Origin of the sequence: Microbacterium sufflavum (assembly GCF_023101165.1) — a bacterium.
GTDB classification, from domain to species: Bacteria; Actinomycetota; Actinomycetes; order Actinomycetales; family Microbacteriaceae; genus Microbacterium; species Microbacterium sufflavum.
On record NZ_CP078076.1, the window covers coordinates 820,407 to 846,281 of the forward strand.

Below are 25,875 nucleotides of genomic sequence, written 5' to 3' on the forward strand. Positions count from 1 at the left end.
CAAACGCGTCGGTCTGCATTCTTCGTGGACAGAACGGACGTGCTCCATCGGCAAGTTCGAGACCTCCATGAGAACTCGGCGTCGCTCCGGCGAGGGGCACTGATGGACGACCTTGAGGCCCGCCAGCAGGAGGCGGCTGCCCGTGATGGTGGGGAGCTGTTAGCAGACCTTGGCAATTCGGGATTAGCTTGGCGCGATGTGGCCAGGCTCGCCGGCGTTACGGTTCCGGCAGTTCAGAAATGGCGGCGAGGCGAGGGAATGAGCGGGGCGCGTCGACTTGCTCTTGCTCGGATCGTGGCCCTGCTCAATATTCTGGGAGAGCATTTCATTAGCGACCCGGCGTCATGGCTGGAGATGCCCGTCAAAGAGGGAGTCGCTGTTTCCAGGCTCGAACTCCTCATCCAGGGCCGGTTCGACCTCGTACTGCTCCTGATAGCCGACGGCACCGCGCCTGCCGTCGAGATTGACCGAGTGCTGGACGAATACGACCCGGACTGGCGCTCGTCTTTGGTAGACGACCAGTTTGAGAGCTTCCTAGCCAGTGACGGGGTCGTCTCGATCCGAGTCGCGCCGCAAGCGTGACCGCGACCGACCTGGAAACGCCGGGGTCCCCGGAGGACCTCTACTTGGCGCGCGGCCACGAAGCCGACGAAGTGCGCGACAGGCCCGTCTTCACTGGTGACCTGATTGGCCTCGGGGACTCGGGCACCGTTTGCGTCTTACAGCACCCATGCGCGTTCCGAAACGGGAGCAGGCTGGCGAATCGGATCCTTGTCGCGGATATCGCAGAGACGAATGACGTCCCTCAAGATTGGTCGACGGGCCATTTCAAGGCCATGTTTCTGCCCGAAGCAGGCGGACCAGGAACGCAAGCAGCGAAAGTCAAGTTCCAAGAAATTCGGATTCTGAGCCCACAGCAACTTTCAGACGGCGTTCGGAAGGCTGTCTTGTCAGCCTATGGAGTGAACCTGCTACTCCAGCGATGGATCTTCCATAATGCGCGGATGGTCGTACCCACCTCACGTCTTGAGACGTCCACAGCTGGACCGTTTGACGAGGCGGACCTCGTAGGGGATTCCGTCCCTGAGTTGATGGAGAAGGGCCTATCCACTTCCGGCGCGCTGGCATGGGTTGAGTCATGGCTCAGCGACCCGCACGGCGGAACCGGCCAGTCCCGCAGAGAAGCGCTTACATCTCGGCAGTCAGCTGGTTCCGTCCGGGCGGAGCTGCGTAGGGCGATCGCCGCACTCGACCGCAGTTAGCTACGTCTACGCACGCAAGGATCCCGTTAGCGTGTCAGTACTAGAGCGACTCAACGTGCTATCAACGATGACTCGATGAGTCATAGACGTGGACTCGCCCGGACTCCGCTGCGGTAACTGACGGCACCTGGTCATTCACAGGGCGATCTGCACAGCTTCCCAAGCAGACAGCGCGGGTTCGATTCCCGTCAGCCCCTCCATCACCTCCGCTCGACCGGCGTCCAGGACCCGACGGCGACCGTCTCCCACACCGTGCCGTCGACGTCGACCCCCACGAGCGCACCGTCGCCGCGCGCGTCGAGGGAGTACACCAGCGGCGCACCCGGGACCGGCTCGAAGCCCGCCCCGTCGCCGGCGTCCTGCAGGAGTCCGGCCTCCGTCGCGGCATACGCCCACGTCTCCGTCACGACGAGGTCGACCGCGTCGAGCGGTTCTCCGCGGCTCCACGTGACGCCCTCGTCTGCGCTGGTCAGCAGTTCGGGGCCGCTCGAGCCGATGCCGTAGAGGGTGCCGTCGGGCCCCGCGGTCAAGACGTGGAAGTCCTCGACGCCGGTGAAGGCGACGGGCTTCCAGGACGCACCGAGGTCGTCGCTGCGGATGATGCCGAGGTTGCCCTCACCGAGCGACGCCGGTGTGGTGGGGCCCGGGTGACCGGAGGCGAACAGCGTCGCACCGTCGACCGTGAAGCCCATCGCGTCGAACGCGTGACCGCCCACCGGTCCCGCGAGCGCACCGTCCGGGGCGACCGTGAAGACGCCGTCGTGCGTCGCGAGGAGCAGATCGTCGCTCCCCGGGGCCTCGGCGATGCCGTGCACGTGCTCGATCACGGGCGGCGCTCCGGCCGGCGGCTCCCCCGGCGCGCAACCCGCCAGCACCGACACGGCTGCGGCGAGCGCGAGCGCGGCCGGCACCGCGCGACCGTGCCTCACTTCTGACCCCGGTAGAGGCCGCGGAGCACCACGACGGCCACGAAGGAGATGGCCGCACCCGCCGCCACAATCAAGCTGGTGAAGAACACCTCCATCGCGTGGATGGTGGCCGCATCGACGAGCGGCTCGGGGCCTGCTCCGTGTCGGGTGATCATGTGCTGTCCTCCTCGCTGGACACGGAGGGGGCGCACAAGAGGGACGACGACCGCACGGTTCCCGCGCTGAGACACCCGACGACCCTCTTGGTCAGTCTTGTCGCTCAGCGGGTACTGCGCCCTCGTCCGCAGACCCGGGTGGCGGGCCTGCGGCCACGGTACCAGGAGTACCCCCGGCGGAAATGCCGGCACGGAGGATTTGACGCCTCCCCGGACGGCAACGTAGGTTACGGGACGGTAACGGTCCTCCCGAAGGGGCCGTGCCCCGAGATCATCTGCTCGCGGAAGGACCACGTCACGACTGCTCTACCCTCCGGACGTTCGCTCGAGAACGCCCCGCTCGACCCCACAGCATCCGCGATCGACCCCCGGCCCCTGCTGCGCCGCGACCGACGTCGCACGTCCGCTCCGACCCCGCCGGAGGAGCCGACCCCCGCGGCGACCGCGACGCCGACTCCGTCCTCGTCCGCCACTCGGGCCGCCATCCGCTCCCGGGCCCTCCGTCCCGAGCCGCAGGGTGCACCGACCGTTGCTGCCGCCGCCGAGCGGACCGTTGCTGCCGCAGCAGAGCCGACCCTCGCCGCAGCCGACGCGCCCGCCTCCCCCGCAGAGACCCCTGCCACCGCCAACGAGCCGACCACCGCCGCCGCCGAGCCGATCGCTACCGCCGAGCCTGCCATCGCCGCCGCCGCCGAGCCGACCGCTACCACCGAGCCTGCCATCGCCGCCGAGCCGACCACCGCCACCGCCACCGCCACCGCCACCGCCACCGCCACCGCCACCGCCGAGCCTGACACGACCGCCGAGCCTGACACGGCCGCCGAGCCGACCACCACCACCACCGCACCGACCGGATCCCGCACCGCCCGCACCCCGCGGATCCCGCGGGTCTCGCGGCGTCCGCGGCGGACGGACCGCCCGCGGGGCCGGGGCGCATCGAAGATCAAGGCGCTCGGTGCCGTCCTCGCCGTCGGCGTCATGGTCACCGGGGCCGCCCTCCCGGTGCTCGCCCCCGGGGGCGACCACGCCGTGGCGACCGTCGCCGGTGCGGCAGCGCTGAAGGACGCCGCCCAGTCGTACACGGCCACCGATGCCATCCGCGCCACCATCTCCGCGCGCGGCTCCTTCGCGGCGACCACGCCGGAGGAGATCAAGGAGACCCACGCCCGCGCGGCCGCAGCCGCGATCGCCGCGGGCATGCCGCTCAGCAGCGCGATGGACATCCCGATCGCCGACCGGGTGGTGATGCCGATGGCCGACGGCTCGTACTCGTTCACCGATGGCTTCGGGGCCGCCCGACCGGGCCGGTCGCATCTGGGTCAGGACTTCGCCGCCGGCATCGGTACCCCCATCAACGCCGCCATGAAGGGCTGCGTCTCGCGCTCCACGGAGAGCTATCAGGGCTACGGCGTCACGATCCAGGTCGAGAGCATCGTGAACGGCCAGGCGGTGAGCACCGTGTACTCGCACATGAAGAACGGCACGCGCGCCGTCGAGGTCGGTGACTGCGTCGAGGCCGGCCAGTACCTCGGCGACGTCGGCTCGACCGGCTACGTGTTCGGCTCGTGCCTGCACTTCGAGGTGCACATCAACACGGTCGCGATCGACCCGCTGCCGTGGCTCAGGGACAACGTGAGCTGACCGCGGCGCGCACGCTCCCGCGGTCCGGCGTCCCTACGATGGGATCATGCCGCCCGTCGACACCCTCGCCCTCGTCGGCGAGGTGCTGTCCTGGATCGGGCTCGGCGTGGGGGTGCCGCTGCTGCTGATCGCCCTGCTCATGCGGCTGGCCGAGGGCCCGTGGCTCCCGGTCGACATCGCGATCATCGAACGCGACGGCGCCACGATCGCCCGGTGGTTCGCGGGCGGCGACTTCCACGAGCGACCACTGCGCCACGGCGAATCCTCGACCGCGGACGACGGCTTCACCACGGGCGTCGTCAGCAGCCACAACCCCGCCAGGGCACGGGTGGGCGAACCGCCGCACGCCCGGCGCGTCGTGCGCACGCTCGGGATCGTGTTCACCGCGGTCGGGGTGCTCGGGCTGATCGGCTCGTTCGTGCCGCTGTTCCTCGGCTGACGCGGGCGCGGTCTATGCCCCGTCGTACCGCTCCCCCACCGGAACGGCCACGGGCAGCACGTTCCCCGGAGGTGCGAGCGGGCAGGCCCACGCCGGGTCGTACGCGCACGAGGGGTTGTACGCGAAGTTGAAGTCGAGCACGATCGTGCCGCGCGCGGCATCCCCGCCCAGGTCGGCACCCTTGATCGTGTCGAGCAGGTAGCGCCCACCGCCGTACGTGCCGCCCGGATGCCCGGCTGATGCATCGCGCACCGGCACGAACAGCCCGCCGCCGTACGAGCGCAGCCGCCACACGTCGAGGGTTCCGGCGTCGGGGACCTCGACCACACCGACGCGCTCGAACGGCACCAGGCCGTCGGTACCCGTCGCGAACTCGAACGCCGCCGGCTCCGCCTCCAGGATCGGCAGTGCGAACCGCCACTGCGGGTCGTACGGCGCGATCGGCAGCCCCTCGAACAGCACCCGATCCTCCGGCAGCAGCGGGGTGGCCGGGTGGTGCAGCATCAGCTCATCGCGTTCGATGCGCCACAGCTCGTGCGCCTCCTCCGGGGAGTCCGCGCGGCGCACGGCCTCGTACAGGGCGAACACCCGCCGCCGCCAGTCGACCACGTCCACCGCCGCACGGGCGCTCGAGCTCGTCATCACCCCAGGCTAGTTCGCGTCGCGCGGGCGGGATCAGGTCTGCGCGGTCAGGCGCCCCGCTCGAGCATGTCGGCGTAGCCGTCCTCGAACGACGGGTAGTCCAGGTGGCCGAGCAGCGAACGCAGCAGAGCGCCGTCGTAGACGAAACCGCTCACGCTGCCGCCGTCGTCGGGAGGCACCGGCAGCCCGAGGCGCGCGGCGAGGAACGCCACGACGGCGCCCAGCGGGGCGGGAGCCGCGTCCACCGCGTGCACGAGCGACGGCGGCTCGGGCATCCGCAGCAGCAGGTCGAGCGTGCGCACGAGGTCGGTCTCATGGATGCGGTTCGTGCGGCGCCGGGGGTTCACGGGTGCCCCCTCACGCACGCGGCGCACCAGGAAGTCGCGCCCCGGACCGTAGATGCCCGCGGGCCGCACGACCACGGCCCCGAAGAGGTCGACCGCAGCGCGCTCACCCTCCCGAAGCCCGCGACCGCGGTCGGTGACCGGCTCCGGGGCGTCGTGCTCGGTGAGCGGGGTCGGGCTGCCCGCACCGTCGAACACCCCGGTGGACGAGACGAAGACCGTGCGGGCGGGCATCGTGGGAAGCGCCGCGGCGAGATGCGCGAGCACGGACGGGTACGCGGAGGCGCCCGTGCCCGGCGGCAGCGTGACCACCACGGCATCGACCGCGGGCAGGGGCTCGGGCAGCGGGGCGGCGAGATCACCCATGACGCCTGTCACCCCCTGGGGCAGGGGCCCGTCGCTGCGGCGGAGGGCGACGACCTCTCCCCCGTCCGCCACCAGCCGCGGGGCGAGCCGCGCGCCGAGCTTGCCGAAACCCACGAGCAGCGTGCGGTGAGGAGGCGGGGCGGTGGTCACCCGTCCAGCCTCCCACGGCGCGGGGGCCGCGGGCGCGGACGTAGGCTGGATCGGTGGCGGAATCGCAGGGGCGGGTGTGGACGGGGGTCCTGCGCGTCGGCCCGCACCGCGGCGACCACCGCGTCGCGATCCGAGCCGCCGTGAGCGTCGCCGTCCCGCTGCTCGTGCTCTGGGCGCTCGGCCGGCTCGACCTCAGCATCTACGCGAGCTTCGGCGCCTTCGCCGCGCTCTACGGCCGCCACGACGGGTTCCGCGACCGCATCCGCATGCAGGCCAGCGCGGGCGGGGTGCTGCTCGCGGCGATGCTGATCGGCACGGCGCTGTCGGTCCTGGCCGCCCCGACGGTCGTCAGCGTGGTCGTGGTCGCGCTCGTCGCCGCCGCCGTCACCCTGCTGGCGTACACGATGCAGTGGCACCCACCAGGACCGCTGTTCACGGTGTTCGCGACCGGGGCGTGCGCGACCATCCCCGCCACCGCGGGCTCGTTCGGCTCCGTGCTGCTGGTGGGCGGGGCGAGCGTGCTGTTCGGCCTGGCCCTCACCGCGCTCGTCGCCGTCGCCACGCGGACCACGGGAGAGGGAGCGCCGAAGGTGCGCCCCACCGTGGGTCCCGTCGCGGTCGAGATGGCGGTCTCGGTCGCCGTCGCCATCGTGGGCGCCGGGATCGCGGGGCTTCTGCTCGGCGGCACGCACTGGTACTGGGCGGCGGTCGGTGCGGTCGCGGCCGTGAGCGGCGCACAGCTCAACGCCCGGATCATCCGCGGCATCCAGCGCCTGGTCGGCACACTGCTCGGGGTGCTCGTCGCCGCCGGGGTGCTGGCGCTCGACCTTCCGCCGATCGCCGTGATCGCCCTGGTCGTGGTGCTGCAGGGAGTCGCGGAGCTGTTCATCGGCCGCAACTACGGCATCGCGATGGTGTTCGTCACCCCGCTCGCGCTGCTGATGGTGCACCTCGCGGCCCCGACCCCGGTCGACGCGCTGTTGACCGACCGCGTGCTCGAGACCCTCATCGGCGTCGCGGTCGGCACCGTGGTCGCCGTGGTGTCCGCCGCGCTGCGCCGCCGCCTCGGCCGCCGCCTCACCCGCCCCTGACCCCTGACACATAGAAGCGCCGCACCCCGAGGGGATGCGGCGCTCCGGTGTCGGTGCCGTCAGGTGCCGGGGTAGGCCCGCAGGCGAGCGGACCCGTCGGGGGCGATCGTCACCGAGCCCCCGAGCACGGCGGATTGGACTTGCCCACCACGTACGGCACGAGCAGGCCATCGAGCCTCAGCGGTGCATACACGGCGTCGCTGTTCTCCTGATCGAGGCACTGGGCTGTGGAATCGTTCCAGTTCCAGTACTCGACCCACGACGCCTGGGGTGAGATGAGCGCACCCTGCTGCGGCACGAACAGGTTGCCGATCGAGAAGCTCGTGCCGTCGGCCGTGTCGGTCACCGTCGAGTTCCACCAGCCGGGGCGTCCGGGGATCTCCGCGACGCGGAAGACATAGGTCCGACCGGTGGTCCACGGACGGAACACCCGGACGGATCGGCCGGGCGCACCGTCGGTGTCGCCGGCCATCACCCCGTGCAGGCTCGGATTGACCTCGGCGTCGGTCGCCCCCCAGAGGGAGAAGAGCCACTGCCTTCCGTTCGTGTTCCCGTAGGTCTGCACGCCGGTGTAGCCGCCCGACGTTCCAGAGATCCCGAACTGGTGGCTCCAGAAGATGTTCGCGGTCATCGTCGGCATCACCCGCAGCAGCGTGCTGAACTCGGCGACTCGACCCGCGGCCGTCGCGCGGGGGTACGCGTAGAGCCCGGGCACTCCGGTTCCGTTCGTGTCGGCCTTCGGGTCCGGGGGCACGTCCACGATCCGGAAGGGCGATGAGAGCGCCCGGTGATGCGCGGCACCGGCGCTGAACGAGCTGGCCGACACCAGGTCGGCCACGAGCACCGTCTGCGCGTTCCATCCCGTCGGGAGGGCGGCGTTGCTCACCCCCGCCACCGAGAACGTCAGGTCCGCCGGCGCTGCGAGGTCGCGCGTGAGGCGGTAGACCGCGTACGCGAACTTCCGCGAGCCGGTGTTCGGGTTGTAGTTCTCCGTGTAGTACTCGTCGGGGTCTCGCACCCAGAGGCCGTCCGAGGTGCTCGCTCCGACGGCCGGGCCGCGGAAGAAGGCGAAGCCCGACGGGAAGATCCCGGCGTCCGCGCCGATGAACAGGCGGGATCCCGCAGGAAGAGAGACCCCGGGCGCCAGCTGCAGACGGAAGCGCGCCTCCAGCAGGTAGTTCTCCGGCCATGTCGGATCGCCGGTATCGCGATCCGACATGGCCGGAGGCGAGTCGAAGCCGACGAACGACACGGTCACTCCATCCGGGACGGAGTCCGCGGCCGCGGAGACCGGTGCGGCGGTGGAGGCGAGCGCCGCCATGGCCACCCAGGCCGCGCTCTTGGCGAAAGTCCGTCTGCTGATTCCTTCGGTTCCCATGCGAGGGTCCCCCTATCTCGGGTCGATCTTCGCCGGTCGCGTTCGACCGGCCCCCGCTCGGCCTCCGCAGGATGCCACGGCGTCAGAGAGCCCACCTGATCGCTCGCTGATTATTCTCCGGACGGTCGCCCCCTGACCCCTGACCCCTGACACACAGAAGCGCCGCACCCCGAGGGGATGCGGCGCTCCGGTGTCACGGTGTCACTCGGCGGCGGCGATCTTCTTCGCGTCGTCGGTGTTGAGCACGCGGAACAGGACCGCGGCGATGATCGCGCCGACGGCCGGGGCCACGATGTAGAGCCACAGCGAGCTCCACGCGAAGTGGCCGCTGACCGAGAGCCCGAGGGCCACGGCGGGGTTGAAGCCGCCGCCCGAGATGGAGCCGACGGTCGCGGCGCCGATGAACACGGTGGCGCCGATCGCGAGGCCGTAGAACGAGTTGCCCGCGGTGTCCTTCGACGTGGCGGAGTTCAGCACGACCCACACGAGGATGAGCGTGAACAGCGCCTCGACCAGGAACGCCGGGCCGACCTCGATCACCATGGCCTTGTCGCCCGCGGGCCAGACGGCGAGCGCGGCGAGGGCGGCGAGCGCGCCACCCACGAACTGGGCGATCAGGTAGGCGATGAAGTCGGCGACGCTGAGGCCGCCGCGGAGGAAGACGCCGAGCGAGACGGCGGGGTTCAGGTGAGCGCCGGAGATGTGGCCCGTGGAGTACACGAGCACCATCAGTGTGAAGCCGATCGCGAGCGGCGTCAGCGGGCTGCCGCTGTTGACGGCCGCGATGATCGCGAGGACGAAGAGGAAGGTGGCGATCGCTTCGGCGATGGCCTTCCGCGGTGTACCGGTCATGAGTGTGCCCTTTTCTGTGGAACCGAAGGCGGCCACCCCGTCCGCTCGGCAATTCGTAGCCGACGACCCGCCTTGCGGCACTGAGGATAGCGGCCGCGGTGCGCCGGGAGGCGGAGCCGCGCGGTCTTTTCTGGGAAAACGCTGGACGGGCGCTGTCGCACCCGAGGACGGTGCAAGGCCGAAGGCTTCGCGCATGCCCCGCACCCCTGTCAAGCCCGTCGCCCGCCGCCGCCCGCACCCCTAGCGTGCGAGCATGACCTCCCAGACTGCGCCCGCGACCGAGGCGCCCACCAAGCTGCGGCGCGCCATCACCGGCCCCCTGCTCTACGCCTTCATCCTCGGCGACGTGCTGGGCGCGGGCATCTACGCGCTCATGGGCGTGCTGTCGGGCAAGGTCGGCGGCCTGCTGTGGGCACCCCTGGTGCTGGCGCTCCTGCTCGCGCTGCTCACGGCGGGCTCCTACGCCGAGCTCGTCACGAAATACCCGCGCGCGGGCGGCGCCGCGGTGTTCGCGGAGCGTGCCTTCCACAGCCCGCTGGTGTCGTTCCTGGTGGGCTTCAGCATGCTCGCGGCCGGGGTGACCAGTGCCGCGGGGCTGGCTATCGCCTTCGCCGGTGATTACCTCAGCACCTTCGTCGACCTGCCGACCATCCCCGTCGCGATCGCGTTCCTCGCACTCGTCGGCCTGCTGAACGCCCGGGGGATCCGCGAGTCGATGGGCGCGAACCTCGTGATGACCGCGATCGAGCTCAGCGGCCTGGTGATCGTGATCGTCGTCGTCGCGATCTTCGTGGGCGGCGGCGGTGGCGACGTGTCGCGCGCGATGGCCGCGCCCGAGGGGTCGAACGTGGCGATCGCCGTGCTCTCCGGAGCCGTGATCGCGTACTACTCGTTCGTCGGGTTCGAGACCTCGGCGAACATGATCGAAGAGGTGAAGGACCCGCGTCGCACGTACCCGCGGGCCCTCTTCGCCGCCCTGATCACCGCCGGCGTCGTGTACGTGCTCGTGGGGCTCGCGAGCGCGATCGCCCTCCCGTCGTCCGAACTGCAGGAGTCCAGCGGCCCGCTGCTCGCCGTGGTGGAGGCCACCGGGGTGAACGTGCCGTCGTGGCTGTTCAGCCTGATCGCCCTCATCGCCGTGGCCAACGGCGCCCTGTTGACCATGATCATGGTCAGCCGCCTCACGTACGGCATGGCCGAGCAGAACCTGTTGCCGTCCGTGCTCGGACGCGTGCTGCCGAAGCGGAAGACCCCGTGGGTCGCGATCCTCACCACGACCCTCGTCGCGATGGGCCTCACGCTCGTCGGCGACCTGGCCACTCTGGCCGAGACCGTGGTGCTGCTGCTGCTCGTCGTGTTCCTCAGCGTGAACGTGTCGGTGCTGGTGCTGCGGCGCGACCGCGTGGAGCACGACCACTTCCGCGTGTGGACCTTCGTGCCGGTGCTGGGCGTCGGGTCGTGCATCCTGCTGCTCACCCAGCAGCGTCCGCAGGTGTGGCTGTTCGGCGCGATCCTGCTCGCGGTGGGCGGGGTGCTGTACGCCGTGGCACGCTGGACGCGTTCCCGTTCGACGACCGACGACCAGAAGGAGCATCATGAGCACGCCTGACCACGACCGCACCGGCGACGACCGCGAGAGCTTCGAGGAGAACCGGCACGACCAGCTCACCTCGGCTCCCGATGCGACCGAGGCCGACGCCGCCCCCCGCATCGACGTGAGCGAGCACGACGGCACTACGCGCGTCGACATCCGCGACGACGCCGAGGTGCGCCCGGGCCCCGGCCCCGGCATGCCCGAGGCCGACGGCGAGGACTGACCCCGCACGCACGAACGCCCGCTCTCCTCCCCCGGGAGCGGGCGTCCGCGTGTGCGCCGCGATCAGAACAGCGTGTAGCCGCCGTCGACCACGAGCACGGTGCCCGACATGAAGCTCGCCGCGTCGGAGGCGAGGAACACGACGGACGGGCTGACCTCGCTCGGCGTGGCGTAGCGCTGCTGAGCCGAGTCCTCGATCCAGAAACGGCGGAAGCGCGGCTCGTCCACCGGCGACATGTCGGTCTTGATGTATCCGGGCGCGACGGCGTTGACCCGGACGCCGGACGGGGCCCACTCGGCCGCGAGCGACTTGGTGAGGTGGTGCACCGCGGCCTTGGAGGCGTTGTACGCCGGCTGGAACTGCGGACGGTTCACGATCTGCGCCGAGATCGAGCCCACGTTCACGATCGACCCGGAGCCGCGGGCGACCATGTGCGCGCCGACGGTCTGCGACATCCGCCACAGGGCCGTGAGGTTCGTGTCGATCACGTGCGACCACTCGTCGTCGGGCACCTCGAGCGCCGGACGGTGGATGCACGCCCCGGCGTTGTTGATGAGGATGTCGAGGCGTCCGCCCGCGGCGTCGATGGCCTCGGCGGCGATGCGGTCGACCGACGCACGGTCGGTCAGGTCGCCCAGCACCACCCAGGCCCGGCGCCCCACGGCCTCGATCTCCGCCGCGGTCTCGCGTGCCGCCGCTTCGTCGCGGCCGTGCACGACCACGTCGGCTCCGGCCTCGGCGAGCGCGCGGGCGAACTCCCGTCCGAGGCCGCGCGTGGCGCCCGTGACGAGGGCGGTGCGGTCGGTGAGGGCGAATGTGTCCATGACGCTCATGCGTCGTCTCCTTCGGTCGGGGTGAGGATCGCGTCGGCCCGGTGGCGGGTCGCGCGGATGAGGTCGGCGTTGGGGCCGTCGACGTGGGTCGCCCAGGCGACGGCGTCGTCGTGGGAGCGGCCGTGGGCCTCGTGACGGGCGACGAGGCGGCGCACGCGCAGTCCGTCGGGCACGTCGAGGTACCAGACCTCGTCGAGCAGCGGGCGCACGCGCTCCCAGCCGCCCGCGTCGTGCAGCAGGTAGTTGCCCTCCACCACGATCACGCGGTCGGAGGGCGAGAGCGGGAGGGCGCCGGCGACCGCGGCGTCGAGGTCGCGGTCGAAGCGCGGGGCGAGCACGGCCTCGCCCGCGCGGAGTCGGGTGAGCAGGGCGGCGAAGCCGTGCACGTCGAAGGTCTCCGGGGCGCCCTTGCGGTCGCGCAGTCCGAGACGGTCGAGGTGCTCGTTGGCGAGGTGGAACCCGTCCATCGGCAGCACCGGCTGCCCCAGGGCGGCGGCGAGCGTGGACTTGCCGGCGCCGGGCGGCCCGACGACGCCGAGCAGGAACGGACGTGCGTCGCGGGAGAGCTCGCGCACCCGGACGGGAGCGTCGGCGGCGGTCAGTGCGCGCATCGGGGTCTTTCGGGGAGGGGACGGGCGGGGGGCACGGGCCGGGGGAACGGGCGGTCGCCCGCTCCCCCGACGCGGTGTCACTGGTCCAGCAGACCGGCCTCCTTGTACAGGTCGATGTACTCCTGCACGTTGTCCTTCGTGATCAGCGGGTTGCCGATGTCGACGTTGACCTCGTCCTCGGCGCCCGTGAGCAGGTCGTGCACGGCCTTGAGGTTCAGCTGCGCCAGCTCGCGGGCGTTCTGCAGCGAGGTCGCCGTCATGGTCCCCGCCTCGATGAGCAGCGTGGCCTCGGGGGTGCCGTCCACGCCGAACGCGAGGATGCCGTCGAAGCCGCTCTTGCCCTTCACGGCCTCGAGCGCACCCGACGCCATGTTGTCGTTCATCGAGATGATCGCGTCGATCTGCGGGTTCGCGAGCGACCAGTCCTCCATGAGGGTCATGGCCTCGTCCTTGTTCCAGTTCGCGATGTCCTCCGCGACGATGTTCACGTCGGTGCGCTTCTCGAAGAACTCCTTCTGCCACGCGTCACGGCGGGCCGTGCTGTGGAAGTTGCCCGCCGGGCCGTTCAGCACCACGACGTTGGCGCCGTCGGGGATCTGCTCGACCGCGAGCTCGGCGACCACGGCGCCCTGCTTGTACGGGTCGGCGTCGACCGAGTTGCCGCCGCTCAGGCCTTCGACGCGCGGGTTCGTGGTGATGGTCACGATGCCCGCGTCGATGGACTGCTGGATGTACGGCAGCTGCGCGTCGGCGTTGTTCGCCTGGATGATGATCGCGTCGAACCGGTTGGCGATCGCGTTCTCGATCATCTTGTTCTCGATCTCGTCGTCGGCCTGGCCGTCGAACACCTCGAGAGTGATGTCGTCGTAGTTGCCGGCTTCCTGCTTCATCTCGTTCGCGAGCCACGCGGCGAACGAATCGGCCTGGGCGCGGGCGATGTACGCGACGCGGTACTCGTCCTTGTCCTCGGAGGCGCCTCCGCCGCCGTTCCCGGCCGGGTTCCCGGTGGTGACGGCGCAGCCGGCGAGGCTGATCGCCGCGGCGGCAGCGGCGCCGAGCGCGATGATCCTGCGGGTAAGACTCTTCATTGTCTTCTCCAGTTTTCTGTGGGTGGGTGAAGCGATGGACGGAGGGGTCAGGACGAGGTCCTGCCGCCTCCCGGATCGGATGCGGACGAGGAGGCTCCGACGGGGAAGGGGTCGCCCTTCGCGTCGGACTTGAGGATGGTGGTCTTCGCCTTGCCGCGCTTGCTGAAGACGTCGTAGGCGACGGCGACGACGATGATGGCGCCCATCACGATCTGCTGGATGTACGAGCCGATCCCGATGAGGTTCATGATGTTGCCGAGGATGCCGACGATCAGCGCGCCCGCGAGGGTGCCCATGACCGTGCCGACGCCGCCCGAGAAGCTGGTGCCGCCGATGATCGGGGCGGTGATGGCCTGCAGCTCGTAGCCGACGCCCGCGTTGGGGAGCCCGGCGTTGACGCGCGACATGAAGATCACGCCCGCGATGCCGACCAGGGCGCCGTTGACGAGGAACGCCTGGTACTTCACCCGCTCGACCGAGATGCCGGCAGCGCGAGCCGCCTCCTCGTTGCCGCCGACCGCGTAGACGGAGCGGCCGTAGCGGGTCTGGTTCATCAGGTACCAGATCACGATGGTGACGCCGATGAGCACCAGCACCGGGATGGGCAGCCAGCCGAGGTTGCCCTGGCCGATGAGGATGAAGTCGCCCAGCTGCAGCACGTTCTGCCCCTGCGTGAGTTCGAGCACCGCGCCGCGCGCCATCAGCATCATGCCGAGGGTCACGATGAACGCGGGGGTCTTCAGCGTCGCCACGAGGAACGCGTTGACGAGGTTGCAGAGCATGCCGATGAGGATGCCGGCGAGGATCGCGAGCAGCAGGTTGCCCGTCGACTTGTAGACCAGCACCGACACGACGCCCGCGAACGCCATGACGGCACCGGCCGACAGGTCGATCATGCCGCCGATGATGAGCGTCATCGCGCCGAACGCGAGGATCGTGATCACGGCGACCTGGCGGAGCACGTTGAAGATGTTGTCGGAGCTCAGGAAGTTCGGGCTCAGGAAGCTCGCCGCGACGATCACCACCAGCAGGATGATGTAGATCGAGAAGCGGTTCACCTCGAGTCTCTTCAGGTTCTGGAGCATTGTCATGCCACCTCGATTTCATTCATGGCGTAGGTGAGGATGGTTTCCTGCGAGAACTGATCGGGCGTCAGCTCCGCGGTGAGGCGTCCGGCCGACATCACGTAGATGCGGTCGCACATCCCGATGAGCTCGGGCAGCTCGGAGGAGATCATGAGGATGCCGCGGCCCTGGCGGGCGAGCTCGGTCATGATCTTGTAGATCTCGAACTTCGCGCCGACGTCGATGCCGCGGGTGGGCTCGTCGAGCAGCAGCACCTTCGGGTCGGCGATCAGCCAGCGGGCGAGGAGCACCTTCTGCTGGTTGCCGCCGCTGAGGTTCGCGATGCGCGTCTGCAGGCTGGGCGCCTTGACGTTCATCTTCTGGAAGTACTCGGTGACGAGCTTCTCCTCCTCGCGGCGCCGCGCGAAGCCCCCGCGGATGACCTTGCGCAGGCTCGCCAGCGTGGCGTTCTTCATGATGCTCAGCTGCGGGACGATGCCGACCAGGCGGCGGTCCTCCGAGAGCATCGCGACGCCGGCCTTGATCGCGTGGGTGGGGTTCTTGATCTTCACGGTCTTCGTGTCGACCTCGATCTCGCCCGCGTCGAGCTTGTCGAGCCCGAACACCGCACGGATGACCTCGCTGCGTCCGGCGCCGATGAGCCCCGCGAGCCCGACGATCTCGCCCGCGCGGATGTGCAGGTCGATGTCCTCGAACATGTGCGCGGCGGAGAGCCCGGTGGCGCGGAACACGGTGTCGCCGATCTCGACCCGCTCCTTGGGGTAGGACTGGTGGTCGAGGTCGCGGCCCACCATCTGCGCGATCACCTGACTGGAGGTGATGTCCGCGGCGGGCTGCGAGCTGACGACGGTGCCGTCGCGCAGCACGCTGATGTCGTCGGCGAGCTCGAAGACCTCGTCCATCTTGTGCGAGATGTAGATGATCGACTTGCCCTGGGCGCGCAGGTCGCGGATCTTCGCGAACAGCGACTCGACCTCCTTGTGCGCGATGGCCGAGGTCGGCTCGTCCATGATCAGCACGTCGGCGCTGTGGTAGACCGCGCGCAGGATCTCCAGGGTCTGGATCTCCGACACGGTGAGGGTGCCCAGGCGCCGGTTGATCGAGAACTCCAGGCCCTCCTCGGCGAGGATGCGGCGGGCCTCGCTGCGGATGAACCGCCAGTCGACCTTGCCGTACTTCATCGGCAGCCGGCCGAGGAAGAAGCTCTCCGCGATCGTCATGCCCGGCACGTAGTTGAGCTCCTGCGAGATCATCGCGATGCCGCGGGCGCGGGCGTCGATGGGGTTCTTGATCCGCACCTCCTCGCCGCGCACCCGGATCGTCCCGGCGTCGGGCTGGTAGATGCCGTTGATGATCTTCATGAGCGTCGACTTGCCGGCGCCGTTCTCGCCGCACAGGGCGTGCACGGTGCCGGGGCGCACGTCGAAGGAGACGTCGTCGAGGGCCTTCACCCCGGGGAACGACTTCGACACCCCCTCGACCGACAGCAGCGTCTCGCTCATGACGCCGCCTTGACCGACGGCTCGTCCACGCGCCGGGTGCGGGGCAGGACGATGCGCTTGAGCGAGTCGATCGACCCCTCGCCCGACAGCGCCTCCTCGACCTGCTCGATGCCGTACACGTGGGTGACGAGCGAGTCGAGCTCGACCTGGCCGGACTCGAGCAGGGCGCGGGCGATGGGCCAGGTGCCTGTGTAGCGGAAGATGCCGGTGACGTTGAGCTCGCGCATCGCGACCTCGGGCACCGAGAGCGGGAACTCGTCGGCGCTGCCCACCAGCACCACGGTGCCGCCCGCGCGGGTGGAGCGGATGCCGTTGACGATCGCGGGGGTGGCGCCCGAGGCGTCGATGAAGACGTTCGCCGCCAGTTCGACTGTGGACTCCGCGGCGGGGTCGACCACGCGGGCGCCGTAGGAGGCGGCGAGCTCGCGGCGGGCCGGGTTGATGTCGGCGACCACGACGTCGACCGCGCCGAACGCCTTCGCGACCTGCGCGGCGATGATGCCGATGGGGCCGCCGCCGGCGATCAGCACGGTGTCGCCCACCTTGATGCCGCCCTTCTGCGCGGCGGCGATGCCGACCGACAGCGGCTCCATGAGCGCGGCGGCGTTGTCGCTGATGGCGTCGGGCACCTCGTAGGCGAAGTCGTCCTGGATCAGCACGTAGTCGCAGAATGCGCCGTCGATCGGCGGGGTGGCGTAGAACTCCATCTGCGGGCAGAGGTTGTAGTCGCCGGCGCGGCAGAAGTCGCACCGGCGGCACGGGCGCTGCGGCTCGATGGCGACGCGCTGCCCGACGCGGGCGGGGTCGACGTCGGCGCCGACCGCGACGATCCGGCCGCTCACCTCGTGGCCGAGGATCAGCGGGCTCTCGACGACGTAGGGTCCGATGCGTCCGTGCTCGTAGTAGTGCACGTCGGATCCGCAGACGCCGACGCTCGCGACCTCCACGAGCACCTCGTCTGCGGCGGGCGTGGGGACGGGGCGCTCCTCGAGCACCAGGTCCTTCACCCCCCGCAGCACGCTGGCGGTCATCGTGGACGGGATCTCAGACATGAGTGTCCTCTCTCTCGGGGGAAAGCGGGTGGGCCGCGGCCGGCTCGGCCTGCAGGTCGGCGAGGTGCAGGTAGCGGTCCCACACGTCGCTGCGGTCGGCGGCGGGCTCGGTCACCGAGGTGGTGGCGGGGCGCCAGGCCGCGGTCACGGCGGCGACCGTCTCGCCGCGGTGCACGGCGGCGGCCTGGATGGCGGCGCCGCGTGCGGTGCCCTCCGGCGCGTCGACGGTGTGCACGGGGCGCTGCGTGAGGTCGGCGATCACCTGCCGGTAGGCGAGCGAGCGGGCGCCGCCGCCGATCGCGATGGTGTGGCCCGTGGTGGGGATGCCGAGCGCCGCGAGGGCCCGCTCCCCGCGGACGAGTCCGAGCGCGACGCCCTCGAACGCGGCGAGGGCGAGCTGCTCGCGTCCGGTCGCGGTGGTGATTCCGGCGAGCATGCCCCGGGCGGACGGGAGCCGGGGCGAGCGCTCCCCGTCGAGGTAGGCGGCCAGCACGGGTCGTTCCGGGTCGAGCGGGGCGGCGAGGGCGAGGTCGGTGAGCTCGCGGTGGTCGACGCCGAGCAGCCGCGCGATCGTGTCGGTCACCTTGGTGGCGTTGAGCGTGCAGACGAGCGGCAGGTAGCCGCCGGTCACGTTGGCGACACCGTCGACGGCCCCGGTCACGTCGGCGACCGGGTCGGGCGTGGTCGCGAACACGACGCCCGAGGTGCCGAGGCTGTACGCCACGTCGCCCTCGCCGAGCCCGATGCCCTGGGCGGCGAGGTGCTGGTCGCCGCCACCCGCGCTGACCTGCGCGTCGCGGTCGATGCCGAGCGCGTCGGCCGCGGCGGGGAGGATGCGCCCGGCGGCCTCGTCGGGTCCGAGCACCTCGGGCAGCAGCGGCGCCCAGTCGCGCTCGCCCACCGCCTCGTCGAGGATGTCGGTGCGCCAGCGTCGCGTCGCGGCGGAGTAGTAGCCGGTGCCCGAGGCGTCGGAGCGGTCGGTCACGCGGCGCCCGGTGAGGCGGTACGTCAGCCAGTCGTGCGGCACGGAGAGGTGACGCGCGCGGGCGAGGGTCTCCGGCTCGGTCTCGGCCAGCAGCGCGAGCTTCGACACGGTGATGGCCGCCGACGGCACGATCCCGATCTGCTGCGCCCACCAGGCGGCGGGGTGACGCGCGAGCAACGCCGCGGCCTGCGGGGCGGAGGTGGTGTCGTTCCACAGTCGCGCGGGGCGCAGGACGCGTCCGTCGGCATCCGACACGACGAGGCCGTGGCACTGCGCACCGACGCCGACCGCGACGATCCGCACGTCGGCGCCGCGGCGGGCCTCGGCCATCGCGGCGACCAGGGCCGCCCACCACGCCTCGGGGTCCTGCTCGCTGACGGGCGGGTGGGTCACGGGGTGGGGGGCGCGCCCGGTGGCGACGAGCGCCCCGGTGGCGGCGTCGCGCAGCTCGACCGTGCACGACTGGGTGGAGCTGTCGACTCCGGCGACCACGTCGATCATCGCGCGACCTCCTCGAACGGCGGAACGGCGAGGCGGGAGGGGTCGGCGGGGAGGTCTTCGAGGCGTCCGACGGCGCCCGCGGGGTGCGTGGTCATGAACTCCGCCCACGTGTAGCCGCGACCGCGCATGAGCACCTCGGCGAGCGCGTCGCCCCACGCGGACTGCGCGATCGTGATGCCGGTGGCCACGATGCCGCCGATGTCGGCCGAGGGGTGCACGGCCACGGCGACGCTGTGGTCGGCGAGCCGCGCGAGGGGTGTGTCGTGGCTGCGGGTGAGGGCGATCACGCGGGCGCCGCGGCCGCGGGCGATGCGGGCGAGCTGCACGACCTCGTCGGAGGCGCCGCCGTTGGAGATCAGCAGCACGAGGTCGTCGGCGGTGATGGCGCCGGAGGCCCCGTGCAGCCCGTCCATCGGGGAGAACGGCAGCGACGGCGTGCCGGTGACGGACAGGATGTGCGCCATGCGCCGGGCGACCGTGCCGGAGGTGCCCGAGCCGCCGATGAACAGCTTGCCCGTGGCGGACAGGATCATCGAGGCCGCGGTGACCAGGGTGCCGTCGATCGTGTCGATCAGTGCGCGCACGGCCTCGGCCTCGGCCTGGAGCCGCCCGCGCGCTACCGCCAGGATGTCGTCATCGACGTTCAACACGTTCTCCCTCGATCGCGCCTCGCACATGCTGCGCTCATCTGTGATGCTTGGATGTACGTTTGAGCATAGGAACCGTCGCGAGCCGGAGGAAAGGCAGCCGTCACATATGTCACAGTTTCGTGATTTCAACGCTCAAATGAGCGATGCGACGAAGAGCGTGGATCAGGATCGCGCCCTCATGGCGGCCGTCGCCCGGGCGCACTACCTGGAGGACCGCTCCCGCGTCGACATCTCCGACGCCCTCGGCATCTCGCGCTTCAAGGTCGCCCGCCTGCTCAGCCGCGCCAAGGAGGAGGGCATCGTCACGATCGAGATCCACGACTGGGGTCTCCCCGACGTGGAGCTGAGCCAGCGCCTGCAGGACAAGCTCGGCCTGGAGCGCTGCCTCGTCGTGCGCTCGCACGGAGACGACGATGACGTGCGCCGCCAGATCGGCGCCGCCGCCGCCCGCGCGCTCAGCGAGACGCTGCAGGAGGACGAGGTGCTCGGCGTCACCTGGGGTCGCACGCTCACCGCCACCGCGAGCCAGTTCGCGCACCTGCCGCGCCTGTCGATCGTGCAGCTCACCGGCGTCGTGGCGGGCGACCTCGCCTCCTCCCCGATCGAGGTGGTGCGACAGACCTCGCGTCGCGCGGGAGGCGCGGTGTACCCGATCTTCTCGCCGCTCATCGTGGACGACCGCGAGACCGCGATGAGCCTGCGCCGGCACCCCGACATCCGCTCGGCGATCGACCTGTTCCCCTCGGTCACCACGGCGCTGCTGTCGGTCGGAGCATGGGACCCGCCCGTGTCGCAGGTGCGCGACGTGCTGCCCATCGACGACCTCGCCAACGCGCTCAGCAAGGGGTGCGTCGCCGACATCGCCGGCATCCTCATCCGCAGCGACGGGACCCCCGTCGACACGGAGTTCCAGGACCGCTGCATCAACATCTCGTACGAGCAGCTCCAGAAAGTGCCGCGCGTGGTCGCCGTCGCGGGAGGAGCAGCGAAGGCCGACGCGATCCGCACCGTGTCGCGGGTGGGACTGATCAGCGAACTGTTCACCGACCACGCCCTCGCCCAGGCCGTGCTGGCGGACGACGAGTGATGCGGATCGCCGGGTCGCTGTGGTCCGTGGCCCCGGACGACCGCCTCGACACCGCACTGCGACTGCGCGACGCGGGCCTGGGCCGGCTGCACTGGGACACCACCGACGGGCGGTTCGCCGCGGCCGGGGGCTTCACTCCGGACGACGCCGCCGCGCTGGCCGCGCAGACGGGCATGACGGCCGAGGCGCACGTGATGGCGCACCGCTCCGCGCGCGAGGTCGACGCGTGGGCCGACTTCTGCGACCTCGTGATCGTGCACGTCGAGAGCGACGACTGGAAGGATGCGGTCGCGCGGATCGAACGCCGGGGCGTGCGCGCCGGGCTCGCCGTCTCCCCACAGACGCCCGCGACGGCCGTGCCGCTCGACCTGCCCGTGCTGTGCATGTCGATCGTGCCGGGGCAGGCCGGGAGCACGTTCGACGAGCGGGTGCTGGCGAAGCTCTCGGCCCTCCGCGATGCCGCGCCCGCACGACCCCTGGGCGTGGACGGCGGCGTGCGCCGTGAGCACGCGGAGGCCCTGTCCGCGGCCGGCGCCGACTGGGCCGTGGTGGGCACCGACCTCGTGTTCGACGGCACCGCGGCGTGGTCCGACCTGCTGCGGCCCGCCGCCGAGGCCTGAGCCGCGCGGATCAGGCCGCGGGCGGCAGCTCGTGCCCGAGCGTGCGAGCGGCCTGACGCGCCATGCCCCACGCGACGAACTCACCCGCGGGCGGTGCCGTCATCGGGATGTCGAGGATGAGCGGCGCGATCTCCCTGACCGCCGCCGACCGGGCGCCCCCGCCGATCAGGATGCCCCGCGCCGTCGGCACCCCGAGCGCGCGGATCGCGTCGAGGCCGTAGCGCAGGCCGCCCAGCACGCCCTCGAACGCGGAACGCGCCAGGTTCTCGCGCGTGGTGGCCGCGAGGGTCATGCCGAACAGGGTGCCCGTGGCGTCGGGCAGGTTCGGCGTGCGCTCCCCCTCGAAGTACGGCTCCAGCACCAGTCCCCCGGCACCCGGGTCGGCGGCGAGCGCGAGCCGCCCGAGCTCCTCGTGGTCCACCGCGAGCAGCGTGGCCAGCGTGTCGAGCACGCGTGCCGCGTTCACGGTCGCGACGAGAGGCAGGTGGCCCCCGGCCGCGTCGGCGAAGCCCGCGACCATGCCCGACGGGTCGATCGTGCGGTGGGCACTCGTGGCGAACACCGTGCCGCTCGTGCCGATCGACACCACCACGTCGCCCACGCCCGCGCCGAGCCCCAGCGCCGCACCGGCGTTGTCGCCCGACCCCGGGCCGACGCGGCGCCCGTCCGCATCGGTCACGGCCGCGTCGTGCGCGAGCACACGGGGCAGGATCGCGTCGCGGCCGAGCGCGGCGCCGAACAGTTCGCGGTCGTAACCCGCGTCCGTCCAGTACCCGGTGCCCGAGGCCTCGGAGCGGTCGGTGATCAGCTCGTCGAGGTCGGCTCCGCGCGGCGCGTCCGGTCCGAAGCCGCGCAACCGCCAGGTGAGCCAGTCGTGGGGCAGGGCGACCGCTCGCACCTGCGCGGCGTGCTCCGGCTCGTGCTCGCACAGCCACCGCACCTTGGTGAGCGTGAACGACGGCACGGGCACCAGGCCCGTGCGCTCGGCGAGGGCGGCGGCGCCGTGCTCCGCGATCAGGGCGGCCGCCGCGTCTGCGGAGCGCAGGTCGTTCCACAGCAGGGCCGGTCGCACGACCCGTCCCCGGCCGTCGAGCGCGACCATGCCGTGCTGCTGCCCGCTGATCGCCCAGGCCCGCACGTCGTCGAACCCGCCCGCCGCGGCGATCGCGGCCTGCAGCGCCCGCCACCACTCCTCCGGGTCGACCTCGGTGCCCGGCGGGTGCGGTGCACGCCCCTCGCGGATCACCCGACCGGAGAGGGCGTCGGCGATGACGACCTTGCAGGACTGGGTCGAGGAGTCGATTCCCGCCACGAGTTCCATCCTGCGATCATCCCACGGCGTCAGAGCCATCCCTTGTTCTTGAACGCCGCGTAGAGTCCGAGGCCCATCGCGACCATGAGCGCGAGCGCCATCGGATAGCCGAGCAGCCAGTGCAGCTCGGGCATGTGGTCGAAGTTCATGCCGTAGATCGTGCCGACCAGGGTCGGGGCGAACAGGATCGCCGCCCAGCCGGAGATCTTCTTCACCTCTTCGTTCTGCCGGATGCTGAGCTCGGTCATGCGCCGCATCTCCTCGTTCTGGCGGCGCGCGACGATGGTCGACTCGACCGTGAGCGCGTTGTCGAGCACGGTGCGGAACGTGGTCGCCCTGTCGCTCACGCGCAGGGTGTGGTCGAGCACGTCGCGCAGGTACCGCTGCAGCTCTTCGCTCACCCGGTCCTTGTCGGAACCGCGCAGGAGCGCCTCGAGCATGCCGACGAGCGGCTGGGTGGCGCGCTGGAAGTCGATCACCTCGCGGCCCAGGTCGTAGATGCGCTGCGTGGCGTCCACATCCTCCTCGAAGAGCTGGCTCTCGATCTCGTCGATGTCGTTCTCGAGGCCGGCGAGCACGGGGGCGTACTCGTCGACCACCTCGTCGAGGATCGCGTACAGCACGGCCTCCGGCCCGTGGGAGAGCAGTGCAGGGTCGGCCTCGAGGCGGCGGCGCACCCGCGCCAGATCCGGGGCCTCCGCGTGGCGGATGGTCACCACGAAGTCCGGCCCGACGAGCACGTGCACCTCGCCGAACTCGACCTCCTCCAGGTCGTCGAGGTAGCGGGCGGGTCGCAGCACCATGAACAGCACGTCACCGTAGCGCTCGAGCTTGGAGCGCTGGTGGCCGGACAGCGCGTCCTCCACCACGAGCTCGTGGAGGGCGAACTCGTCGGCCACGGCGCGGATCTCCTCCGGACTCGGCCGGTACAGCCCGATCCAGCTCATGCCGCGTCGCTCGCGCATGCGCTCGAACGTCTCGCTGAGGGTCCGCGGGTTCTCCGTGCGGACGCCGTCCACGTAGATCGCGTTGTCGACGATCGCCACGACGACCCCTTCCGATCAGCCGGTGCTCACTCCTCCGCGGGCGCGACGCACGGGAGCGCGGCGTCCGTGGTGGCCTGGTGGTACTGCTCCGCGGTGAACGGCAGCCCGAAGTCGGGGGCGGTCTGCCCGGACGCGGCGGGGGCCTTCGACGCGATGGCCGCGAGCTCCCACGACAGCTGCTGGGCGAACAGCGCCCCGGCGGTGGAGTCGTTCAGCACCACGGCGACCGTGAACCCGGTGGCCGGGTCGGAGTAGGCGGCGGTCGCATAGCCGGGGGTCCAGCCGTGCTGGCCGACCATCGAGCCGACGAGGTAGGCACCGCCGGTGGCCTGGAACCACGACGCGGCCGTGTCGGACACGGGCAGCGGCGAGCCGAAGCGCGCGGGCTCTTCCTTCGTGCGCAGCGCCTGCGCGGCCTCCGCCTGGGCGTAGCGGCCGAGGTCGGTGATGGTCGACACGACGCCGGAGTCGGTGAAGCCGGAGCTCGACGAGAGGGTGGTGATGTCGACCGGGGCCGCGCAGTTGAAGCCGCCCTCGACAGCCGACATGTAGTGGCCGTTCATGGCGGGCTCGGGCACCGGCGGGGCGGCCTGCGGCGTGGGCAGCTCGGTCTGCGTGAGGCCGAGGGGCTCGGTGACGTACTCCGCGATGAGCTCGCGCGCGGTCATGCCGGTGGCGCGCTCGAGCGCGAGGCCGAGCAGCAGGTAGCCCGCGTCGGAGTCGCGGAAGGTCGTGTGCGGGGCCACCCTGGCGCGGCCGAGGCCGTAGCCGGCGAGCTCGAGCGGAGCCCACACGCGCTCAGGGGTATTGATCCAGGCGGCCTTGGCGGTCTCCTCGGACGACCCGGCGCCGCTCGTGCCGTTGCAGAGGTCGAGCAGGGTCACGTCGGTCATGTCCGCGACGCCGGAGACGTAGGTGGGCACCTTCGCGTCGAGCTCCACGGTGCCCTCGTCGGCGAGCGCGTACAGCACGTCGCACGTCATGAGGCGCGTGACGTCGGCGATGCGGAACGACATGTCCGTCGTCAGCTCGGCTCCGCCCTCCTTGTCCTGCGTGCCGGCCGCCGCGACCCAGCTGCCGCTCCACGGCACCCAGACGCCGACGATGGCTCCGGACGCACCCGACGCGGTGAGCGCGTTGTCGACCGCGGTCTGCATCGCCGCGACGGTGTCGTCGGGCAGGGAGGCGTCGACCTGGTCGGGCGGCGTGTAGCTGAAGGAGTCCTCGGACGAACAACCGGTGAGGACGAGCCCGAGCACGACGGCCGTGGCCGCTGCGGCGCGCCACCGGCGCGACGAGAGAAGCTGCATGTGAAGGAACCCCCGAGGACGTATCCCCCGAGTCTAGAGCGAGGATGCTGGAAGTCCGCCTCGCGGGACCGCGCCGATCGCGGCCCGTAGGGTGTGAGGGTGCCCCACAACTTCGCTCCCGACGTGATCGCCGCCGTGCTCCGCCACATGAACGGCGACCACACCGACGACAACCTGCTGATCGCCCGCGCCTTCGCCGAGCCCGCCGACCAGGAGCCGACGGCGTCCGTCATGACCGGCTTCGACGGCGAGGCCGGCGTGTGGGAGGTCACCCGCGGCGGCTCCACCTCGACGCTGCGCGTGCCGTGGCCCGGCGGTCCGATCACGGAGCGCCCCGAGGTGCGACGCGAGGTCGTGGCGCTGTACGACGCGGCGTGTGCGCGCCTGGGCGTCGAGCCGCGGCCGCACGACTGACTCCGCACCGACTCGGACTTCCGTCCAAGGTTAGGCTGCCCTTACACTGGGGCCATGCCCGAGATCCTCTCCTTCTCCGCCGCCCTCCGCGAGCGCTCCTCCGGGTCGCACTCGCGCAGCGAGACGGCCGGCTTCATGTCCGACCTGCTCAAGGGCGAGGGCTCCCGCGAGGACTACATCGCGCTCGTCGCGCAGCACTACTTCATCTACGAGGCGCTCGAGAGCGCGGGCGACCGCATGCGCACCGACCCCGTCGCCTCCGTGTTCCTCAGCGACAAGCTCACCCGCCTCCCCGCGCTCGAGGCCGACCTCGAGTTCCTGCTCGGCGCGGACTGGCGCGACCGGATCACGCCGCTGCCCACCACGCAGCGCTACGTGGAGCGCATCCGCCAGGTGGGCGCGACCTGGGCCGGGGGCTTCGTCGCCCACCACTACACGCGCTACCTCGGCGACCTCTCCGGCGGCATCTTCATCGGCCGCGTCATGTCCCGCCGCTTCGGCTTCGAGACCAACGGCGTCGGCTTCTACCTGTTCGACGACATCGCCGACCCGTCCGCCTTCAAGGACGTGTACCGCGAACAGCTCGACGCCGCCCCGTGGGACGAGGCGGAGCGCGAGCGCGTGATCGACGAGGTGCTGCTCGCCTACCGGTTCAACACGGAGCTGTTCGAAGACCTCGACCGCGCCCGCGCCGCCGCCTGAGCGCCCTCACC

General features: G+C 71.2%; 27 protein-coding genes and 1 riboswitch. Of the genes, 10 read left to right on the forward strand and 17 right to left on the reverse strand.

Annotated features, from left to right (window positions below):
* Positions 1-102 precede the first annotated feature (102 nt).
* Complete coding sequence (locus KV394_RS04120) at positions 103-582, forward strand: hypothetical protein (protein WP_247982374.1); 480 nt, start codon at positions 103-105, stop codon at positions 580-582.
* 880 nt (positions 583-1,462) lie between these two features.
* Here KV394_RS04120 and KV394_RS04125 read toward each other — a convergent pair.
* The gene (locus KV394_RS04125) at positions 1,463-2,173 is read right to left on the reverse strand and encodes a WD40/YVTN/BNR-like repeat-containing protein (protein ID WP_247982375.1); all 711 of its coding nucleotides are present in this window, start codon (positions 2,171-2,173) and stop codon (positions 1,463-1,465) included.
* Positions 2,174-2,187: 14 nt separating this feature from the next.
* Positions 2,188-2,346, reverse strand: coding sequence for a hypothetical protein (locus KV394_RS04130; protein ID WP_247982376.1), 159 nt, complete (start codon positions 2,344-2,346; stop codon positions 2,188-2,190).
* A gap of 87 nt (positions 2,347-2,433) precedes the next feature.
* Positions 2,434-2,498: riboswitch (guanidine-III (ykkC-III) riboswitch) on the reverse strand.
* On the opposite strand from KV394_RS04130, the gene KV394_RS04135 reads away from it, so the two are divergent.
* Positions 2,485-3,987, forward strand: a complete 1,503-nt coding sequence (locus KV394_RS04135; protein ID WP_247982377.1) for a M23 family metallopeptidase — start codon at positions 2,485-2,487, stop codon at positions 3,985-3,987. It overlaps the preceding riboswitch by 14 nt.
* A 46-nt stretch (positions 3,988-4,033) precedes the next feature.
* Positions 4,034-4,426: a hypothetical protein gene (locus KV394_RS04140; protein ID WP_136036557.1), complete on the forward strand. Its 393-nt coding sequence runs from the start codon at positions 4,034-4,036 to the stop codon at positions 4,424-4,426.
* A 12-nt stretch (positions 4,427-4,438) separates the two neighbouring features.
* Here KV394_RS04140 and KV394_RS04145 read toward each other — a convergent pair whose 3' ends face one another.
* Positions 4,439-5,068, reverse strand: a complete 630-nt coding sequence (locus KV394_RS04145) for a DUF1684 domain-containing protein (RefSeq protein ID WP_136028766.1) — start codon at positions 5,066-5,068, stop codon at positions 4,439-4,441.
* 47 nt (positions 5,069-5,115) lie between these two features.
* The gene (locus tag KV394_RS04150) at positions 5,116-5,928 is read right to left on the reverse strand and encodes a sugar nucleotide-binding protein (protein WP_247982378.1); all 813 of its coding nucleotides are present in this window, start codon (positions 5,926-5,928) and stop codon (positions 5,116-5,118) included.
* Positions 5,929-5,981: 53 nt separating this feature from the next.
* On the opposite strand from KV394_RS04150, the gene KV394_RS04155 reads away from it, so the two are divergent.
* Complete coding sequence (locus KV394_RS04155) at positions 5,982-7,019, forward strand: FUSC family protein (RefSeq protein ID WP_168387219.1); 1,038 nt, start codon at positions 5,982-5,984, stop codon at positions 7,017-7,019.
* Between the two features lie 109 nt (positions 7,020-7,128).
* On the opposite strand, the gene KV394_RS04160 is transcribed toward KV394_RS04155, so the two are convergent.
* Together KV394_RS04160 and KV394_RS04165 are read right to left on the reverse strand one after the other, a co-directional pair.
* Complete coding sequence (locus tag KV394_RS04160; protein ID WP_247982379.1) at positions 7,129-8,397, reverse strand: hypothetical protein; 1,269 nt, start codon at positions 8,395-8,397, stop codon at positions 7,129-7,131.
* Between the two features lie 201 nt (positions 8,398-8,598).
* Positions 8,599-9,249, reverse strand: a complete 651-nt coding sequence (locus KV394_RS04165) for an MIP/aquaporin family protein (protein ID WP_136029723.1) — start codon at positions 9,247-9,249, stop codon at positions 8,599-8,601.
* Between the two features lie 253 nt (positions 9,250-9,502).
* On the opposite strand from KV394_RS04165, the gene KV394_RS04170 reads away from it, so the two are divergent.
* Together KV394_RS04170 and KV394_RS04175 are read left to right on the forward strand one after the other, a co-directional pair.
* The gene (locus tag KV394_RS04170) at positions 9,503-10,858 is read left to right on the forward strand and encodes an APC family permease (protein ID WP_136037149.1); all 1,356 of its coding nucleotides are present in this window, start codon (positions 9,503-9,505) and stop codon (positions 10,856-10,858) included.
* The gene (locus KV394_RS04175; protein WP_136029719.1) at positions 10,845-11,066 is read left to right on the forward strand and encodes a multidrug transporter; all 222 of its coding nucleotides are present in this window, start codon (positions 10,845-10,847) and stop codon (positions 11,064-11,066) included. Before KV394_RS04170 ends, KV394_RS04175 begins: the two co-directional genes overlap by 14 nt.
* Before the next feature lie 62 nt (positions 11,067-11,128).
* Here the strand turns inward: KV394_RS04175 and KV394_RS04180 are convergent, their stop codons facing one another.
* The 8 genes from KV394_RS04180 to KV394_RS04215 form a co-directional block, all read right to left on the reverse strand.
* On the reverse strand, positions 11,129-11,899 hold the full coding sequence (locus tag KV394_RS04180; protein WP_247982380.1) for an SDR family NAD(P)-dependent oxidoreductase: 771 nt from the start codon (positions 11,897-11,899) through the stop codon (positions 11,129-11,131).
* On the reverse strand, positions 11,896-12,510 hold the full coding sequence (locus KV394_RS04185) for a nucleoside/nucleotide kinase family protein (RefSeq protein ID WP_136037151.1): 615 nt from the start codon (positions 12,508-12,510) through the stop codon (positions 11,896-11,898). Before KV394_RS04185 ends, KV394_RS04180 begins: the two co-directional genes overlap by 4 nt.
* A 77-nt stretch (positions 12,511-12,587) precedes the next feature.
* On the reverse strand, positions 12,588-13,598 hold the full coding sequence (locus tag KV394_RS04190; RefSeq protein WP_136029715.1) for a sugar ABC transporter substrate-binding protein: 1,011 nt from the start codon (positions 13,596-13,598) through the stop codon (positions 12,588-12,590).
* A gap of 47 nt (positions 13,599-13,645) precedes the next feature.
* Entirely contained in the window at positions 13,646-14,689 is a 1,044-nt protein-coding gene (locus KV394_RS04195) for an ABC transporter permease (RefSeq protein ID WP_240744513.1), read from the reverse strand.
* Positions 14,686-16,185 carry a sugar ABC transporter ATP-binding protein gene (locus KV394_RS04200; protein ID WP_136044353.1) on the reverse strand — a complete coding sequence of 500 codons (1,500 nt, stop codon included), beginning with the start codon at positions 16,183-16,185 and terminating at the stop codon, positions 14,686-14,688. The genes KV394_RS04195 and KV394_RS04200 overlap by 4 nt, the downstream gene beginning before the upstream one ends.
* Entirely contained in the window at positions 16,182-17,237 is a 1,056-nt protein-coding gene (locus KV394_RS04205) for an NAD(P)-dependent alcohol dehydrogenase (protein WP_136029711.1), read from the reverse strand. The genes KV394_RS04200 and KV394_RS04205 overlap by 4 nt, the downstream gene beginning before the upstream one ends.
* Complete coding sequence (gene xylB / locus KV394_RS04210) at positions 17,230-18,723, reverse strand: xylulokinase (RefSeq protein ID WP_247982381.1); 1,494 nt, start codon at positions 18,721-18,723, stop codon at positions 17,230-17,232. Before xylB ends, KV394_RS04205 begins: the two co-directional genes overlap by 8 nt.
* Positions 18,720-19,370, reverse strand: a complete 651-nt coding sequence (locus KV394_RS04215) for an SIS domain-containing protein (protein WP_206252318.1) — start codon at positions 19,368-19,370, stop codon at positions 18,720-18,722. Before KV394_RS04215 ends, xylB begins: the two co-directional genes overlap by 4 nt.
* A gap of 139 nt (positions 19,371-19,509) precedes the next feature.
* Between KV394_RS04215 and KV394_RS04220 the strand changes: the two genes are divergently transcribed.
* On the forward strand, positions 19,510-20,460 hold the full coding sequence (locus KV394_RS04220) for a sugar-binding transcriptional regulator (protein ID WP_168387142.1): 951 nt from the start codon (positions 19,510-19,512) through the stop codon (positions 20,458-20,460).
* A complete protein-coding gene (locus tag KV394_RS04225) occupies positions 20,460-21,080 on the forward strand; it encodes a beta/alpha barrel domain-containing protein (protein ID WP_247982382.1) in 621 nt (206 codons plus the stop codon). The genes KV394_RS04220 and KV394_RS04225 overlap by 1 nt, the downstream gene beginning before the upstream one ends.
* 10 nt (positions 21,081-21,090) lie before the next feature.
* Here the strand turns inward: KV394_RS04225 and KV394_RS04230 are convergent, their stop codons facing one another.
* The 3 genes from KV394_RS04230 to KV394_RS04240 are packed head-to-tail and all read right to left on the reverse strand — an operon-like array spanning position 21,091 to position 24,748.
* Entirely contained in the window at positions 21,091-22,401 is a 1,311-nt protein-coding gene (locus KV394_RS04230; RefSeq protein WP_247982383.1) for an FGGY family carbohydrate kinase, read from the reverse strand.
* A 20-nt stretch (positions 22,402-22,421) separates the two neighbouring features.
* Complete coding sequence (gene corA / locus KV394_RS04235) at positions 22,422-23,438, reverse strand: magnesium/cobalt transporter CorA (protein ID WP_136044266.1); 1,017 nt, start codon at positions 23,436-23,438, stop codon at positions 22,422-22,424.
* A 26-nt stretch (positions 23,439-23,464) separates the two neighbouring features.
* On the reverse strand, positions 23,465-24,748 hold the full coding sequence (locus KV394_RS04240) for a serine hydrolase domain-containing protein (RefSeq protein ID WP_136029698.1): 1,284 nt from the start codon (positions 24,746-24,748) through the stop codon (positions 23,465-23,467).
* 99 nt (positions 24,749-24,847) lie between these two features.
* On the opposite strand from KV394_RS04240, the gene KV394_RS04245 reads away from it, so the two are divergent.
* Both KV394_RS04245 and KV394_RS04250 read left to right on the forward strand, forming a co-directional pair.
* Positions 24,848-25,162, forward strand: a complete 315-nt coding sequence (locus tag KV394_RS04245; protein WP_247982384.1) for a DUF2470 domain-containing protein — start codon at positions 24,848-24,850, stop codon at positions 25,160-25,162.
* 54 nt (positions 25,163-25,216) lie between these two features.
* Entirely contained in the window at positions 25,217-25,864 is a 648-nt protein-coding gene (locus tag KV394_RS04250; RefSeq protein ID WP_240744512.1) for a biliverdin-producing heme oxygenase, read from the forward strand.
* Positions 25,865-25,875 lie beyond the last annotated feature (11 nt).